General features: G+C 62.6%; 16 protein-coding genes and 4 pseudogenes. 1 reads left to right on the forward strand and 19 read right to left on the reverse strand.

Features of this window, described 5'->3' with window-relative positions; translation table 11 throughout:
- Positions 1-14: 14 nt before the first annotated feature.
- Both I6L32_RS00670 and yfcD read right to left on the reverse strand, forming a co-directional pair.
- A complete protein-coding gene (locus I6L32_RS00670; protein WP_043152381.1) occupies positions 15-485 on the reverse strand; it encodes a peroxiredoxin in 471 nt (156 codons plus the stop codon).
- Positions 486-597: 112 nt separating this feature from the next.
- Complete coding sequence (gene yfcD / locus I6L32_RS00675; protein ID WP_254203868.1) at positions 598-1,110, reverse strand: NUDIX hydrolase YfcD; 513 nt, start codon at positions 1,108-1,110, stop codon at positions 598-600.
- Between the two features lie 195 nt (positions 1,111-1,305).
- On the opposite strand from yfcD, the gene I6L32_RS00680 reads away from it, so the two are divergent.
- Positions 1,306-1,521 (forward strand): DUF1107 family protein, encoded by a 216-nt coding sequence (locus I6L32_RS00680; RefSeq protein WP_041214719.1) that lies wholly within the window; start codon positions 1,306-1,308, stop codon positions 1,519-1,521.
- A gap of 95 nt (positions 1,522-1,616) precedes the next feature.
- Here the strand turns inward: I6L32_RS00680 and I6L32_RS00685 are convergent, their stop codons facing one another.
- From I6L32_RS00685 to I6L32_RS00765, 17 genes and pseudogenes are all read right to left on the reverse strand, one after another.
- Complete coding sequence (locus I6L32_RS00685) at positions 1,617-2,360, reverse strand: amino acid ABC transporter ATP-binding protein (RefSeq protein WP_010673485.1); 744 nt, start codon at positions 2,358-2,360, stop codon at positions 1,617-1,619.
- Between the two features lie 13 nt (positions 2,361-2,373).
- The gene (locus tag I6L32_RS00690) at positions 2,374-3,468 is read right to left on the reverse strand and encodes an amino acid ABC transporter permease (RefSeq protein WP_010673484.1); all 1,095 of its coding nucleotides are present in this window, start codon (positions 3,466-3,468) and stop codon (positions 2,374-2,376) included.
- A gap of 9 nt (positions 3,469-3,477) precedes the next feature.
- On the reverse strand, positions 3,478-4,665 hold the full coding sequence (locus I6L32_RS00695) for an amino acid ABC transporter permease (protein WP_048208147.1): 1,188 nt from the start codon (positions 4,663-4,665) through the stop codon (positions 3,478-3,480).
- A gap of 62 nt (positions 4,666-4,727) precedes the next feature.
- Complete coding sequence (locus tag I6L32_RS00700) at positions 4,728-5,747, reverse strand: amino acid ABC transporter substrate-binding protein (protein WP_010673482.1); 1,020 nt, start codon at positions 5,745-5,747, stop codon at positions 4,728-4,730.
- 460 nt (positions 5,748-6,207) lie between these two features.
- Positions 6,208-6,519: a DUF2845 domain-containing protein gene (locus tag I6L32_RS00705; RefSeq protein ID WP_029313965.1), complete on the reverse strand. Its 312-nt coding sequence runs from the start codon at positions 6,517-6,519 to the stop codon at positions 6,208-6,210.
- On the reverse strand, positions 6,504-7,517 hold the full coding sequence (locus tag I6L32_RS00710; protein WP_216944515.1) for an ABC transporter permease: 1,014 nt from the start codon (positions 7,515-7,517) through the stop codon (positions 6,504-6,506). Before I6L32_RS00710 ends, I6L32_RS00705 begins: the two co-directional genes overlap by 16 nt.
- Positions 7,518-7,596: 79 nt before the next feature.
- Positions 7,597-8,478, reverse strand: a complete 882-nt coding sequence (locus I6L32_RS00715; RefSeq protein ID WP_102983787.1) for an ABC transporter ATP-binding protein — start codon at positions 8,476-8,478, stop codon at positions 7,597-7,599.
- Positions 8,479-8,615: 137 nt separating this feature from the next.
- Positions 8,616-9,227 (reverse strand): FKBP-type peptidyl-prolyl cis-trans isomerase, encoded by a 612-nt coding sequence (locus I6L32_RS00720; protein WP_010673478.1) that lies wholly within the window; start codon positions 9,225-9,227, stop codon positions 8,616-8,618.
- A 191-nt stretch (positions 9,228-9,418) separates the two neighbouring features.
- A pseudogene (locus I6L32_RS00725) lies at positions 9,419-9,508 on the reverse strand (copper homeostasis protein CutC); the annotation flags it as partial.
- A gap of 38 nt (positions 9,509-9,546) precedes the next feature.
- Positions 9,547-9,637: pseudogene (locus I6L32_RS00730) on the reverse strand (copper homeostasis protein CutC); the annotation flags it as partial.
- Positions 9,638-9,675: 38 nt separating this feature from the next.
- Positions 9,676-9,765, reverse strand: a pseudogene (locus tag I6L32_RS00735) (copper homeostasis protein CutC); the annotation flags it as partial.
- Between the two features lie 38 nt (positions 9,766-9,803).
- Positions 9,804-9,890: pseudogene (locus tag I6L32_RS00740) on the reverse strand (copper homeostasis protein CutC); the annotation flags it as partial.
- Positions 9,891-9,931: 41 nt separating this feature from the next.
- Entirely contained in the window at positions 9,932-10,657 is a 726-nt protein-coding gene (locus tag I6L32_RS00745) for a copper homeostasis protein CutC (RefSeq protein ID WP_151028551.1), read from the reverse strand.
- 41 nt (positions 10,658-10,698) lie between these two features.
- Positions 10,699-11,601 (reverse strand): ROK family protein, encoded by a 903-nt coding sequence (locus I6L32_RS00750; RefSeq protein ID WP_216944516.1) that lies wholly within the window; start codon positions 11,599-11,601, stop codon positions 10,699-10,701.
- Between the two features lie 109 nt (positions 11,602-11,710).
- Positions 11,711-12,217, reverse strand: a complete 507-nt coding sequence (locus tag I6L32_RS00755) for a GNAT family N-acetyltransferase (protein ID WP_039039287.1) — start codon at positions 12,215-12,217, stop codon at positions 11,711-11,713.
- Positions 12,205-13,020, reverse strand: coding sequence for a M48 family metallopeptidase (locus I6L32_RS00760; RefSeq protein ID WP_010673474.1), 816 nt, complete (start codon positions 13,018-13,020; stop codon positions 12,205-12,207). Before I6L32_RS00760 ends, I6L32_RS00755 begins: the two co-directional genes overlap by 13 nt.
- A gap of 150 nt (positions 13,021-13,170) precedes the next feature.
- Positions 13,171-14,145, reverse strand: coding sequence for a PstS family phosphate ABC transporter substrate-binding protein (locus tag I6L32_RS00765; protein ID WP_039039286.1), 975 nt, complete (start codon positions 14,143-14,145; stop codon positions 13,171-13,173).
- Positions 14,146-14,296 lie beyond the last annotated feature (151 nt).

Below are 14,296 nucleotides of genomic sequence, written 5' to 3' on the forward strand. Positions count from 1 at the left end.
CACCGATTAATCTTTCACAGCGCCGCCAGCAGGCTCTGGGCATCCGACACCTCGAACTTGCCTGGCGCCTCCACGAAGAGCCGCTCCACCACACCATCGTTGGCGATGAGGGCAAAACGCTGGGCCCGCACGCCGCCGAAGGCCCCGGTCTCCTTGGCAAGACCCAGTGCCCGGGTCCAGCTGCCGTCGCCGTCCGCCAGCATGGTGATGTCAGCGGCGTTCTGTGCCTCCTGCCACGCCTTCATCACGAAGGCGTCGTTGACCGACAGACAGCACAGTTCCACCCCCTTGGCCTTGAACTGATCGGCCAGCACCACGTAGCCCGGCAGGTGAGCGTTGGAGCAGGTGGGGGTGAAGGCGCCGGGCACCGCAAAGAGCACCACCCGCTTGTCGGCAAACAGGGCCTGGGTATCCTTCACCTGCTTGCCCTCGGCAGTGATAAAGGTAAATTCCCCTGCGGGCAGGGATTGACCGACCGTGATCATGATGACGCATCCTTCTGTGGTTCAAAGAGGCCCAGTCTACCCCATTCCTCCAGAAGGCGAAGGGGTCCATCGAGCAGCAACAACGCGATCGGGGAGCGAACGCCTGTCGCCCCTATTTCTGGCCTGATGGCAGGCGCCTTGCCTGCCAGGTGGCGATGGCGAGCAGGGAGTCAGGCGTGAACTCGTCCGCCCGATCGGCTATCTCGCCCAGGCTCATCCAGTGCACCTCGCTCACCTCTTCGGCCTGCAGTTGCAGCGGCCCCTGATAGTGACAGCTGAACAGGCCGCCCCAGACCCGGTAGCGGCTGCCGCTCGCCTCCCCTTCGGCATAGAAGGTGCCGTAATCCTGCAGGGGCACGTCGCGGATCCCCAGCTCCTCGGCCAGCTCACGCCGGGCGGAAAGGGCCATGGCCTCCCCCGTGGTCACCACGCCACCGGCGCAGGCATCCAGCATGCCGGGGCAAAAATCCTTGCTCGGGGTGCGCCGCTGCACCAGGATGTGCTCAGCCTCATCCAGCACCAGGATGTAGCTGGCACGATGGCGCAGGTTTTCCTGACGCACCCTGGTGCGCTCGGCCACCCCGATCACCCTGTCCTGCTCGTCTACTATGTCCACCCACTCCACGTGCGGCACCTTTGTTATCTCTGCAATGGCCGCAGTATATCGGGCCCCGGACCCGGACTCTCACTACTTTTTCAACGCCGGGGCTGCACGCCAGCCGATCACAATACAGATTCATACAAATCTTTATCAAGTGTCACATCAGTGTCACGGTCCGTCGGCATAGTGTGCCCTGTCCAAACAACAGGGTCTCTTGCCATGAAGGTATTCAAGCAGTGGTCTCCCCGTCGAATTGCTCGCTATATCAAGAGTTTCCATCATGGAAGTTTCATTGTTGAAGCACTGGGGCGGTTTGAGTTTCAAGGGGGGATCATCGATGTGAAGCCGTTGAGCTGTCATCAGGCGCTGAGCCTGGCCAGGCAGATCAACCTGGCCGTGCGCGATCTGCGCACCACCACCCTGTTGCCGGGCTGACATACTCCTTTCTGTCTGTCGTCGACTTCCATGTACACATTTGCCCGCCGCTCATTCGAGCGTGCGGGCTGTTTTTCTGAAGGTTGTGCCCTGCCTCAGTGCTGCAGGATCTGGGAGAGGAAGAGCTTGGTCCGATCGGACTGGGGGTTGTCAAAGAACTGATCCGGCACGTTCTCTTCGATGATCTGGCCCCGGTCCATGAAGATCACCCTGTCCGCCACCTGCTTGGCAAACCCCATCTCGTGGGTGACACAGAGCATGGTCATCCCCTCGTGGGCCAGCTCCACCATCACATCCAGCACCTCCCGCACCATCTCGGGATCCAGCGCCGAGGTTGGCTCGTCAAACAGCATGACCTGGGGATTCATGCACAGACTGCGGGCGATGGCGACCCGCTGCTGCTGGCCACCGGAGAGCTGCCCCGGATACTTGAGCGCCTGTTCGGGGATCCGCACCCGGCGCAGGAAGTTCATGGCGATCTCCTCGGCCTCCTTGCGCGGCAACTGCTTGACCCAGATGGGCGCCAGGCAACAGTTCTCCAGCACGGTCAGATGGGGGAAGAGGTTGAAGTGCTGGAACACCATGCCCACCTCCCGGCGCACCGTCTCGATGTTCTTGAGATCCGAGGTCAGGGCCGTGCCCTTGACCAGGATGTCCCCGCTCTGGTGCTCTTCCAGCCGGTTGATGCAGCGGATCATGGTGGACTTGCCCGAGCCCGATGGTCCGCAGATGACGATCTTCTCCCCTCTGCCCACCTGCAGGTTGATGTTGCGCAGCACGTGAAACTCACCGTACCACTTGTTGACCTCTTTCAGTTCGACAACTGCGTCCGTTTTCATATCAGAACGACTCCTAATGCTTGTGACCCGTGTTGAGTTTGCGCTCCAGATAGATGGAGTAGCGGGACATGCCAAAACAGAACATCCAGAAGATCATGGCGATAAAGACATAAGCTTCGGTGGAATACCCCAGCCAGGCCGGATCCGCCAGGGCCACCTTGGAGATGGCCAGCAGATCGAACAGCCCGATGATCAGCACCAGGCTGGTGTCCTTGAACAGGGAAATAAAGGTGTTCACCAGGGAAGGAATGGTGATCTTGAGGGCCTGGGGCATGATGATGAGGCCCATCACCTTCCAGTAGGAGAGCCCGAGAGCATCCCCCGCCTCATATTGCCCCTTGGGGATCGCCTGCAGCCCCCCTCTCACCACCTCGGCCACATAGGCCGCCTGGAACAGGATGATGCCGATGAGCGCCCGCAGCAGCTTGTCGAGCTCCACCTCGGTACTCATGAACAGTGGCAGCATCACGGACGCCATGAAGAGCACAGTAATGAGCGGCACCGCCCGCCAGAACTCGATGTAGACGGTACAGAGGCTGGAGATGACCGGCATGTGGGAGCGACGCCCCAGTGCCAGCAGGATGCCGAACGGCAGTGCTACGACTATGCCCACCACCGCCAGCACCAGGGTGAGCATCAGCCCGCCCCAGCGGTTCGTTTCCACCACCTCCAGCCCCGCTCCCCCATGGATGAGGAAGAAGGCGATGACAGGGAACACCAGCAGGGTGAAAAGCGCCAGCCACCCCTTGCGCGGGGTCTTTGGCCAGATGAGCAGGGCCAGCAGCGCCGCCAGACCGGCGAAGGTCAGGTTGATGCGCCAGTACTGATCAGCCGGGTAGAAGCCATAGAGATACTGCCCCAGCCGGCTCTCGATGAAGATCCAGCAGGCACCGCCCTGGACGCAGGCCTCGCGGCTGCTCCCCTGCCAGGTGGCCGAGAACAGCGCCCAGTCCAGTGCAGACCAGATGAGTGGCAGCAACAGATAGGCCAGCACCAGGGTCAGCAGGCCGTTCCACCAGTTGGGGAAAAGGTTCTGCCTTATCCAGGCGAGCGGCCCCCGACGGTGGTTGGGAGGCGGCAGCGCCTCCTGCAATTCATTCACGAACATGACAGCTCCCTAGCGCTCAACCAGCGTCATTCTGCGGTTGTAGATGTTCATCAGCACCGAGGTGGTGATACTGATGACGAGATAGACCCCCATGGTCATGGCGATGACCTCGATGGCCTGCCCTGTCTGGTTGAGAGTCGTCCCCATGAACACCGAGACCAGATCCGGGTAGCCGATGGCGGTCGCCAGGGAGGAGTTCTTGGTGAGGTTCAGATACTGGCTGGTCAAGGGAGGAATGATGACCCGCATGGCCTGGGGAATGATCACCAGCCGCAGCGTCTTGGTGGGCGAGAGCCCGAGGGCGGAAGCCGCCTCCGTCTGCCCCTTGCTGATGGCCAGGATGCCGGATCGCACTATCTCGGCGATGAAGGCCGCCGTATAGATGGTGAGCGCCAGCAAGAGGGCCGCGAGCTCCGGCAGCACCGTCAGCCCGCCCCGGAAGTTGAACCCCTGCAGCGCAGGCACGCTCCAGCTGAGCGGGCTGCCCGCCAGCAGGAAGGTGATGCCCGGGAGCAGCATGACCAGGGCGGCCACACAGCGCCAGAACGGGAAGATCCTGCCGGTCAGGGCCTGACGGCGGCGAGCCCAGCGGCCCAGCCCCCAGCTCAGCAGCACCGCGAGCACCAGTGCCCAGAGCACGTAGCCGAATCCCTCTTCGAACAGGGGCTTGGGCAGATAGAAACCCCGCACGTTGAGGAAGGCGAGCCCGCCTATATCCACGCTCTGACGCGGGGAAGGCAGGGTACGCAGCACCGAGAAGTACCAGAAGAAGATCTGCAGCAGCAGCGGGATGTTGCGAAACGTCTCTATGTAGACGGCCGCTATCTTGGCCACCAGCCAGTTGCGCGACAGGCGCGCGACCCCGAGTGCGAACCCGAGCAGGGTGGCAAACAGGATGCCGAGCACGGAGACCAGCAGGGTGTTGAGCAGACCCACCACGAAGGTGCGACCGAAGGTGTAGGTCTCGTCGTAGGGGATGAGGCTCTGCAAGATGCCGAAACCGGCCGTGTTGCCCAGAAAATCAAAGCCTGTGGTGATGCCACGGGTGGCCAGATTGGTCAGGGCATTGTTGACGATGTAGAACAGAAACCCGATAACCGCCGCGATGGCCAGGCACTGGAAGAGCAGCGCCCGCACCTTGGCGTCATACCACCAGCGGCCCTGTTCTTTCCTATGGTTTGATGCGTGTAACGCCATGAGGATGACTCCGACAAAGCCAGGGAAAACATGGGGGGCCAGGCCCCCCGGTGACTGTCGACTCAGCGGATGGGTGGCGCGTACATCAGACCGCCCTTGTTCCAGAGGGCATTGATGCCGCGATCAATCTTGAGGGGGGAGCCGGCACCGACGTTGCGATCGAAGGATTCACCGTAGTTGCCGACCTGTTTGACGATGTTGTAGGCCCATTTGTCATCCAGCCCCAGCACAGTCCCTTTGGGCTCTTCCAGCCCCAGCAGGCGACGGATGTCAGGATTGGTGGACTTGAGCATCTCGTCCACGTTGGCACTGGTAACCCCGGCCTCCTCGGCATTGAGCATGGCGTTGAGGCTCCAGCGCACCACCTTGAACCACTGATCGTCACCCTGACGCACGGCTGGGCCCAGCGGCTCCTTGGAGATGACCTCCGGCAGCACCACGGCTTCCTCTGGCTTGGTGAGCTTGATCTTGAGGGCATAGAGCTGGGACTGATCCGAAGTCAGCACGTCACAGCGGCCGGCTTCGAAGCCCTTGACGGTCTGATCCGAGGTATCGAACACCACTGGGGTGTACTTCATGCCGCCATTGGCGCGGAAATAGTCAGCCAGGTTGAGCTCGGTGGTGGTACCGGACTGGATACAGACGGCGGCACCGTCAAGCTCCTTGGCGCTCTTGACCCCGAGGGACTGCTTGACCAGGAACCCCTGCCCGTCGTAGTAGTTCACCCCGGCGAACGTGAGGCCCAGCGACCCATCCCGGGTCAGGGTCCAGGTGGTATTGCGCGAGAGCAGATCCACTTCCCCGGACTGCAGGGCGGTAAAGCGCTCCTTGGCGGTGAGGGAGACATACTTGACCTTGCTGGCGTCCCCCAGTACCGCGGCGGCCACGGCGCGGCACACGTCCACGTCGAGCCCGGTCCAGGTTCCCTTGGCATCCGGGTTGGAGAACCCGGGCAGGCCGTCACCGACCCCGCACTGCACGAATCCCTTCTTCTTGACGGCATCCAGCGTACCGTCCGCCCACGCATTGGCTGCCATCAGCGACAGCGCCATCACCATACCTGCCTTGTGTATCTGCTTCATGTCACTCTTCCCTGTGGTTTGATTCGAACAGGCATCAAAATCTAGCGAGATGCCATCGTTTCCCTGCTTTTTGGCAGCTTATCCAGCCGCAGAAAAACCTGTCAATCGGTGCAATCCGGCCCAACCATGGTGCAACAGAACAAAATATCTAAACGGGGGAATATGCACTCTCAGAATCAAAAGTAGACCCTTATTTGCCAAATAGCCTGCTGCTTAAAACCCTTCTTGGCATGAGGATTATTTTTCGAAAATAAATCGGCTGCACCGCATTGGGGCAGCCATTTCTGCTGACAACTGACTCATCAGATTCGGTTTTATGCCAAAAGCACCAGAGTGAGGCAGCATGACCCCATATGGAAAAATGGCGATAACAGGCAGGGAAAAGCAACAGAAAAGGAGGTAAAAGGCGGGGAAATGGCGACCTCATCTCCCGCAGGCTGGGCTTCAGAAAACCAGGAGGTCATCCTCCCCGTGGACCATCCGCAATGTCGGTGATGACGCCGTTTTCGACGGTGACAAACTGCATGAATTCCCGCTTGCCGAAGTTGTATGTCCAGCGCTCGGCATACTTGACCGTCACTCTCGCCCCGAAGCCGTTCTCCTCGAAGCGGGTGAGATCTTCCTTGAGCATCGGCTGGCCACAGCGAACCAGCAGCTCTGCCGTGGTGTCTCCCTCGGTCAGCAAGGCGTTCTTGCAACGCAGGGTGCCTGCCTGCACAGGCAAGGCCGCCACCAGCAACAACCACAGAACAGGTTTCATTTTGCACTCCATTTGAACAGCATGGCGCCCAGCGAGATGCACACCAGGGCGAACACCATGACCTGACCCAGAGGGCCTGCCACCTCCTGCCATCCCGCCCCTTCCAGCATCACGGCGCGGGCTGCTTCGATGATCTGGCTGAGGGGCAGCCTGGCCGCAAGCTGCTGCAGCCAGGTGGGCGCGCCTTCCAGTGAGAACCAGACACCGGATAAAAACATCATGGGCAAGCTGATGAGATTGAGCAAACCGCTCGCCAGCTCCTCGTTCTGCAGGCGAGCGGCGATGAGCAGGCCAAGGGAGGCCATGGCCGTTCCTCCCGCCAGGGCGATCACCAGCAGCAGCCACCCCGAACCGATGAGGGGCACATCCAGCAGCCAGTAGGCCGCGCAGAAGACCAGCAGGCTCACCACCAGGGTGATCAGCACCCGTGACAGCAACTGGGCGAAGAGAAACTCCAGCGCGCCGAGCGGCGTGGCTCGCAGCCGTTTCAGCACCCCGTTCTTGCGATAACGCACGATGACAAACCCGACCCCGAACAGGCCGGAGAACATCAGGTTCATGCCGATCACCCCGGGCAGCAGCCAGTCTCCGTAGCGGATGGCGCGCCCGCTCAGGGACTCTCTTTGCAAGGGCTCCTGCACCGCCTGGCGCAGCAGATACTCGGCCATGGCCCCCTGAGGGGCGTCCGGGTTTATCCAGTAACGCCCCCCGGCGGGTGAGAGCAGCAGGTCCAGCTGATGGTGACGGACCTTGAGCTGGCCTCTCGACGCCTCGTCATAGGGGATGATCTTGAGCAGCGGCACGGCGCGCAGCGGGGCATAGGTTGCGGGCAGTTCCCCCACCACCCCGATCTGCACCAGCGGTTTGGGCGGGCCGGAGAAGATGAGGGAGAAGCCGATGACCAGCAGGAGCGGGAAAAGCAGGTTCCACACCAGGGCCGCGCGATCGCGTACGAACTCGAGGGTGCGGGCATAGAAGAGCGCCCCGATGCGCTTGAGGGATCCCTTCATCGTCCACTCCCGGGATTACATGTCGGCAAGGCGTACCACAGCCCGGAGGCCACGGTCAGACAGAACTCGGTCATCCCTCTCATGCGCCGCTCCGCAGGCTGTGGCCGGTCAGGTTCAGGAAGAGATCTTCCAGATTGGGGGAGCGCACCTGCATGCCGGTGAGCGGCACACCAAGATCCAGCAAGGCTGGCAGCAGTGTCGCCACGTCGGGGCAACAGAGCTCCACCTGATCGCCGACCGGACGCAGGGGATAGCCGAGCCCAGCCAGGGCCGGGTGCCCCCCAAGGCGCACCAGCACGCCGTCGAAGTGTTGCGCCAGCAAGGCAGCCGGCGTATCCAGACTGAGCAGGTGGCCGTGATCGACGATGGCAATCAGATCGCACAGCTGCTGCGCTTCGTCCATGTAGTGGGTGGTGAGCACCACCGTCTTGCCCTGGGCCTTGATCGCCTCTATTCGCTGCCAGAAGTGGTGGCGCGCCTGGGGATCCAGTCCTGTGGTGGGCTCATCCAGAAACAGCAGTTCGGGATCCCCGAGCAGGGCCAGAGCCAGCAGCAGGCGCTGACGCTGGCCCCCCGAGAGCTTGCGACTGTCCCTGTCGATGAACTCGCCCAAGGCGCACAGATCGATGAGCAGCTCCCGTGGCAAGGGATTGGGGTAGAGGCTGGCGAACAGGCGCAGGGTATCGCGCACCGTCAGGAAATCCTGTAGCGCCGTGTGCTGGAACTGGATGCCGATGCGGGAGCGATAATCCGGGCCGCGCGGGGCGCCATGAAACAGGATCTGGCCTCTGTCCGGAGTGAGGATCCCCTCCAGCAGCTCGATGGTCGTGGTCTTGCCCGCCCCGTTCGGGCCGAGCAGGCCGAAACAACTGCCGGCGGGAATGGCAAAGCTGAGCCCGTCCACCGCCTTGACACCGGGGAAGTGCTTGACGAGATCGACGACCTCGATGATGGCTGCCATGGCGTGTCTCCCTCACATGGCCGGAATGGACGACGCTCTGACTATATCCAAATCCCCGCCGAAGGCACATGGCCCGTTTGGGCGGTCCAAAAACAAACGGCGACCTCAGGGTCGCCGTTTGCATCACGCCAGCCGGATCACAGGATGTCCAGCAGCTCCACTTCGAATACCAGAGCAGAGTACGGCGGGATGGAGCCGGCACCACGGGCACCGTAGGCCAGATCCTGCGGAATGTAGAGCTTCCACTTGGAGCCAACCGGCATCATCTGCAGCGCTTCCACCCAACCGGCGATCACGCCGGTCACCGGGAACTCGGCCGGTTGGCCGCGAGCAACGGAGCTGTCGAACACACCACCGTGGGTGAAGGTACCGTGGTAGTGCACGCGCACGGACTGACCGGCAACCGGCACGGCGCCATTGCCTTCGACCATGACTTCATATTGCAGACCGGAGTCGGTGGTCTTCACTTCGGCGCGCTTGGCGTTGTCGGCCAGGAAGGCTTCGCCTTCGGCGGCAGCGGCCTTGGCGGCAGCTTCCTGCTCTTCCTGCATGCGGGCGGTGATGACCTGGAAGGCATCGTTGATATCGTCACGGCTGACCGCGAACTCCAGGCCGTTCAGGGCATCTGCCAGACCTTGTTGCAGGGCCGGGATATCCAGACCGGCGAAGGCTTGCTGAGCCAGTTGGTCGCCCATGTTGCGGCCGATGCCGTAGCTGGCCTTCTGTTCGATAGAGTCGTATTGGGACATTGAGAGGTTGCTCCGGGTCCTGATGGTAAAAGAGACGGGATGATAACAGACTTTTTTGCACCGTGCTGCCAAGACGCCCCTCAATTGCCCGCCGGTGGGAGACGCCTCACATCGGCCCCCTCATCCCCACCCCTTCTCCCGCAAGGGGAGAAGGGAGCAAAACAGAGCACCATATCGCCGCACGGCCCGCATCAGGCCCTGTCCAGCAGAGCCCGCACCGCTGCAACTTTGGCGCCGTCGGTGATATTGACCCGGCCGTCGTCCGAGGTGCCCATGTTGACGTCACAGAGAGAGGCACCATATCGCCGCACAGTCTCTATCAGGCCCTGTCCAGCAACGCCCGCACCGCTGCGACCTTGGCGCCGTCGGTGATGTTGACCCGGCCATCCGTCCGAGGTACCCATGTTGACGTCACAGAGAGAGGCACCATGGCGCCGCACGGTCTGTATCAGGCCTTGTCCAGCAGTGCCCTCACCGCCGCAACCTTGGCGCCGTCTGTGATGTTGACCCGGCCATCGTCAGAGGTGCCCATGTTGATGTCACAGAGAGAGGCACCATGGCGCCGCACGGTCTGTATCAGGCCCTGTCCAGCAGTGCCCTCACCGCCGCGACCTTGGCGCCGTCGGTGATGTTGACCCGGCCGTCGTTAGAGGTGCCCATGTTGTCGTCACAGAGAGGGGCACCATGGCGCCGCACGGTCTGCATCAGGCCTTGTCCAGCAGTGCCCGCACCGCTGCGACCTTGGCGCCGTCGGTGATATTGACCCGGCCATCGTCAGAGGTGCCCATGTTCACACCATGGGGCACCATGCCGCCGCGCCAGCCCATGCCGGACATGTGCACTTCATTGACGCCGGTGAATTCGATGATGGTGCGCACGTTGTCGGCGTTGACCCCGGCCCCCGGCATCAGGCTGGCCCGTCCCGCCAGCGCCTGGTGCATGGCCTGCAGGGTTTCGAGCCCCGCCAGCGCGGTCGGCGCATGGCCGGAGCTCAGAATGCGCTCGCAACCCGCTGCGACGATCGTCTCGAGATCCAGCCGCCAGTCGGAGGAGAGATCGATGGCCCGGTGGAAGGTGACGCCGAGCGGCCCCGCCGCCTCGACCAGTTGCCGGAGCTTGCCTTCGGGTACCCGTCCATCTTCATCCAGCAGACCGACCACCACCCCTTGCAGGCCGGCGGCACGTGCGGCGGCGATATCCTGCAGCATGATGTCGAACTCCCCCTCGCCAAAACAGAAATCCCCGGCACGGGGCCGGATCATGGCGTAGACGGGGATGGTGGCGTGGCGCGCCACCTGCTGCATGAAACCATAGGAGGGAGTGAGGCCACCCAGCCCCAGCGCAGAGCAGAGCTCGATGCGATCGGCGCCGGCCGCCTGGGCGGTGAACAGGGATTCGAGGTTGTCGATACAGATTTCAAGACGGGTCATGATGACTCCTTGTTCGGGGAGATCAGACCCTCTGTCCGATCTCACAGATTGAGCAGGGCTGCACCGCGCACACCGCCGGCTCCACCGAAGCGGGCCTCGCGGATCGCCGGCAGGGCGACACCGGGCAGCAGGTGGCCGGGCAGACGTTTGGGCAACTCCTCATAGAGGGCTGGCAGGGCGCTCAGGCCGCCCCCCAGCACCACCACATCGGGATCAATCACCGAGATGGCGGTGGCGAGGCCAGCGGCGATGATCTCGAGCCAGCAGTCGATGGTCGAGAGGGCCGCCGCCTCACGGGCATCGGCACGGGCGACGATATGGTGGCCGCTCACCCGTTCCCCATGAACATGGTGGTATAGCCGCTCCAGGCCCGTACCCGACGCATAGGTTTCGAAACAGACCAGGCGCCCGCAGCCACAGCGAGGACGGGGCAAATCCGGGTATTTCATCAGGATGGTGGCGGGCAGCGGGTAGTGACCTATCTCCCCCGCCAGCCAGTTGCGCCCCTGGATGAGCTTGCCCGCCAGATAGACGGCGCCGCCGATGCCGGTACCTATGGTGACGCCGAGGGCGCTGCCAGCACCGTCTGCGGCCCCCTGATGCACTTCCGACCAGAGGAAACAGTTGGCGTCATTGTCGACCTTGACCGGTCGGCCCAGCAGCTCGGCCAGATCCGCCCCCAGATGGCGGCCATGGATGGCGGGCAGGTTGGCCGCCACTATGCTCCCGTCGAGGCGATTGAGGATCCCCGGAAACCCGATGCCGACGGCCCCTTTCACCCCGAAGCGCGCATCCGCCGCCTCGACCCGCTCGCGGATCAGCTGCTGCAACCCTTCGTAATCATTGCCGGGAGTGCTCATGCGCTCCTCGTGACAGAGATTCAAGGCGCCGTCATACACAGCGAACGCTATCTTGGTGCCGCCAATGTCAAATCCGTAGTACATGCCACACTCCCTTGTGGTGGACCCGGCCACCTCAGTCTGTCCAGATGGGGCACATTGTATTAATTCGCAAAAAAAATAAAGTGACCGGGGACGAAAAACGGGAGCCAGCTCAAAGCAAACGGAACATTTGTCGCTGTTGGCAAGGTTGTCCGAGGCTCATCAGGGTGCGCTCCTGACCGTCGAACATGAAGCCGCGGCGCAGGTAGAATCCCTCGCCGATGTGATTGCCATCCAGCAGCCAGAGCCTGACGCACTCGCAACCGGCCCGGCGCATCTGCACCGCCACCGCCTGCCACAGCCGTTTGCCATGACCCTGACGCCAGTGATCGGGATGAAGGTAGAGCGCCCGGATCCGCGCCGTCATCAAGCCTTCCTCCAAGGAGGGCTGCCAGTAGAGCAGGCCGATGACCACGTCGTCCTGACAGACCAGCATGGGAACGGGGCCGGGCTCGGCGAGCCGATGTCGCCAGATCTGCAGGTGGTCGGTCACCGCCAACTGGGCCAGCATGTCGGCCCCCAGCACCTCCCCGTAGGCCGCCAGCCAGCTCGCCCGCTGCATCACCGTCATGGCGGCGGCATCGGCGGGACGCGCCAGGCGCAGGCTTACGCCTTGCACTGGGGAACCAGCCCTGATGCTTTCGCCTGCTGGTACAGGGGCTGCACTTCGGCCTGCTGGGCCTGCAGGTTGGCGATCCGGCTCTGGTCGCTGGGGTGGGTGGAGAGCAGCTGGGGCGGTGCCTTGCCACCGGAGGCGGCGCTCATGTTCTGCCACAGGGTGACGGCTTCGGCCGGGTTGAACCCGGCGCGGGCCATCAGCTCGAGACCGAGCCGGTCCGCCTCGCTCTCCTGGGTTCTGCCATAAGGCAGGGCTATCCCCACCTGGACCCCGAGGCCCAGGGCGGCCATGGTGGCAGCGCCCCCGAGGCTGTCGCTGCTGCCGATGGCGGCGTCCGCCACCGCCAGCCCGATACCGGTCAATTGATCCCGGGAGAGGCGCTCGTTGGAGTGCTGGGCCAGCACGTGGGTCAGCTCGTGACCGATGACGGTGGCGAGCTGGTCCTGATTCTTGGCAACTTTCAGCAGGCCGCTGTACACGCCTATCTTGCCGCCGGGCAGGGCGAAGGCGTTGATCTCCTTGGAGTCGAACACCACTACCTCCCAGCTGGTGATGCCATAGCTGGCAGGCACCTGGGCGGTCACCGCCTTGGCCACGCAGCCCACATAGGCATTCATCCTGGCATCCGTGCTCACCTTCTCCTGCTGCTTCATCTGGGTGAAGGAGTCGGCGCCCAGCTGGTTCATCTGCTGGGGGGAGAAAAGCAGCATCTGGTTGCGACCGGTCGGTGACTGGGCGCAACCGGCCAGCAGGGCGCTGCACAAGGCCGTCAGGGCCAGTCTGGAGAGGGAAGATGCGCGCATGAGAGGGTCCTTTGCCGTGAAGTTGCCCTATTCTCGGAAATGCCGCCGCCCGGCGCAAGCCGGGCGCTGCGCCCTGCGACCAAAAAGATCCTGGGGCGCACCAATGAAAACGAGCCCGCATGGGGCTCGTTTTTCTGCAAGGGCATGTTGTTACATGATGCCCAGCTTCTTCAGGTCGGCCTGAACCACCTTGGCCGGGACCGGCACATAGCCGTCCTTGGCAACGATGGTCTGGCCCGCCTTGGAGAGCATCATCTTCACAAACTCCTGCTCCATCGGGGAGAGCGGCTTGTTCGGATGCTTGTTCACGTAGACGTACAGGAAGCGCGACAGCGGGTACTTGCCGGTGATGGCGTTGTCGGAGCTCGCCTCGATGAAGGTCTTGCCATCCTTGGAGAGCGGAACGGCGCGCACCCCGGAGGTGACGTAGCCGATACCGGAGTAACCGATGCCGTTCAGGGAGGAGGAGACGGACTGTACCACGGAGGCGGAGCCCGGCTGCTCGTTCACGCCGCTCTTGAAGTCACCGTTGCACAGGGCGTGTTCCTTGAAGTAACCGTAGGTACCGGACACGGAGTTGCGACCGAACAGTTGCAGATCCTTGCCGGACCAGCTGCCGTCCAGACCCAGATCAGACCACTTGGTGGCCGCCTTGGCTTCGCCGCACTTGAGGGTGCTGGAGAAGATGGCGTCGATCTGCGACATGGTCAGCCCCTTGATGGGGTTGTCCTTGTTGACGAACACGGCCAGGGCATCGACAGCGACGCGGATGGCGGTCGGCTTGTAGCCGTAGCGCTTCTCGAATGCCTCCTCTTCACCAGCCTTCATGGCACGGCTCATGGGGCCAAACTGGGCGACGCCCTCGGTCAGGGCAGTCGGTGCGGTGGAAGAACCGGCGGCCTGGATCTGCACGTTGACGTTGGGATACATGCGCTTAAATTCTTCGGCCCACAGGGTCATCATGTTGGCCAGGGTGTCCGAGCCGACAGAGGACAGGTTGCCCGAGATGCCGCTGGTCGGTGTGTATTCCGGCAGGTCTTTATCCACACCGGCAGCCAGAGCGCTGACAGAAAACAGGGTTGCTGCGGTGAATCCGATGACACCAGCCAGTTTGTTGAGTTTCATCCAATCTCTCCAAGTCCAAGGTTGCAGAAGGCAATCGTCAGGTTGACGTCTAAACGTGGTTGACACCCGATCGCAATGATCCGTGGGCCAGCACCACTCCTTCTCCAGTGTTACAGAAGGTCCGTTCTTTAAGACGGCGCCAGTATCTGGC

Source organism: Aeromonas sp. FDAARGOS 1402 (assembly GCF_019046925.1).
GTDB classification, from domain to species: domain Bacteria; phylum Pseudomonadota; class Gammaproteobacteria; order Enterobacterales; family Aeromonadaceae; genus Aeromonas; species Aeromonas caviae.

Bases quoted from the DNA above. Each gene is read 5' to 3' on its own strand.
- I6L32_RS00690 (WP_010673484.1), bottom strand. From the start codon at position 3,468: ATGTTCGTGAATGAATTGCAGGAGGCGCTGCCGCCTCCCAACCACCGT.
- I6L32_RS00745 (WP_151028551.1), bottom strand. From the start codon at position 10,657: ATGACCCGTCTTGAAATCTGTATCGACAACCTCGAATCCCTGTTCACC.
- I6L32_RS00760 (WP_010673474.1), bottom strand. From the start codon at position 13,020: ATGCGCGCATCTTCCCTCTCCAGACTGGCCCTGACGGCCTTGTGCAGC.
- I6L32_RS00715 (WP_102983787.1), bottom strand. From the start codon at position 8,478: ATGGCAGCCATCATCGAGGTCGTCGATCTCGTCAAGCACTTCCCCGGT.
- I6L32_RS00750 (WP_216944516.1), bottom strand. From the start codon at position 11,601: ATGTACTACGGATTTGACATTGGCGGCACCAAGATAGCGTTCGCTGTG.
- I6L32_RS00695 (WP_048208147.1), bottom strand. From the start codon at position 4,665: ATGGCGTTACACGCATCAAACCATAGGAAAGAACAGGGCCGCTGGTGG.
- I6L32_RS00685 (WP_010673485.1), bottom strand. From the start codon at position 2,360: ATGAAAACGGACGCAGTTGTCGAACTGAAAGAGGTCAACAAGTGGTAC.
- I6L32_RS00680 (WP_041214719.1), top strand. From the start codon at position 1,306: ATGAAGGTATTCAAGCAGTGGTCTCCCCGTCGAATTGCTCGCTATATC.
- I6L32_RS00700 (WP_010673482.1), bottom strand. From the start codon at position 5,747: ATGAAGCAGATACACAAGGCAGGTATGGTGATGGCGCTGTCGCTGATG.
- I6L32_RS00710 (WP_216944515.1), bottom strand. From the start codon at position 7,517: ATGAAGGGATCCCTCAAGCGCATCGGGGCGCTCTTCTATGCCCGCACC.
- I6L32_RS00705 (WP_029313965.1), bottom strand. From the start codon at position 6,519: ATGGAGTGCAAAATGAAACCTGTTCTGTGGTTGTTGCTGGTGGCGGCC.
- I6L32_RS00720 (WP_010673478.1), bottom strand. From the start codon at position 9,227: ATGTCCCAATACGACTCTATCGAACAGAAGGCCAGCTACGGCATCGGC.
- I6L32_RS00670 (WP_043152381.1), bottom strand. From the start codon at position 485: ATGATCACGGTCGGTCAATCCCTGCCCGCAGGGGAATTTACCTTTATC.
- I6L32_RS00765 (WP_039039286.1), bottom strand. From the start codon at position 14,145: ATGAAACTCAACAAACTGGCTGGTGTCATCGGATTCACCGCAGCAACC.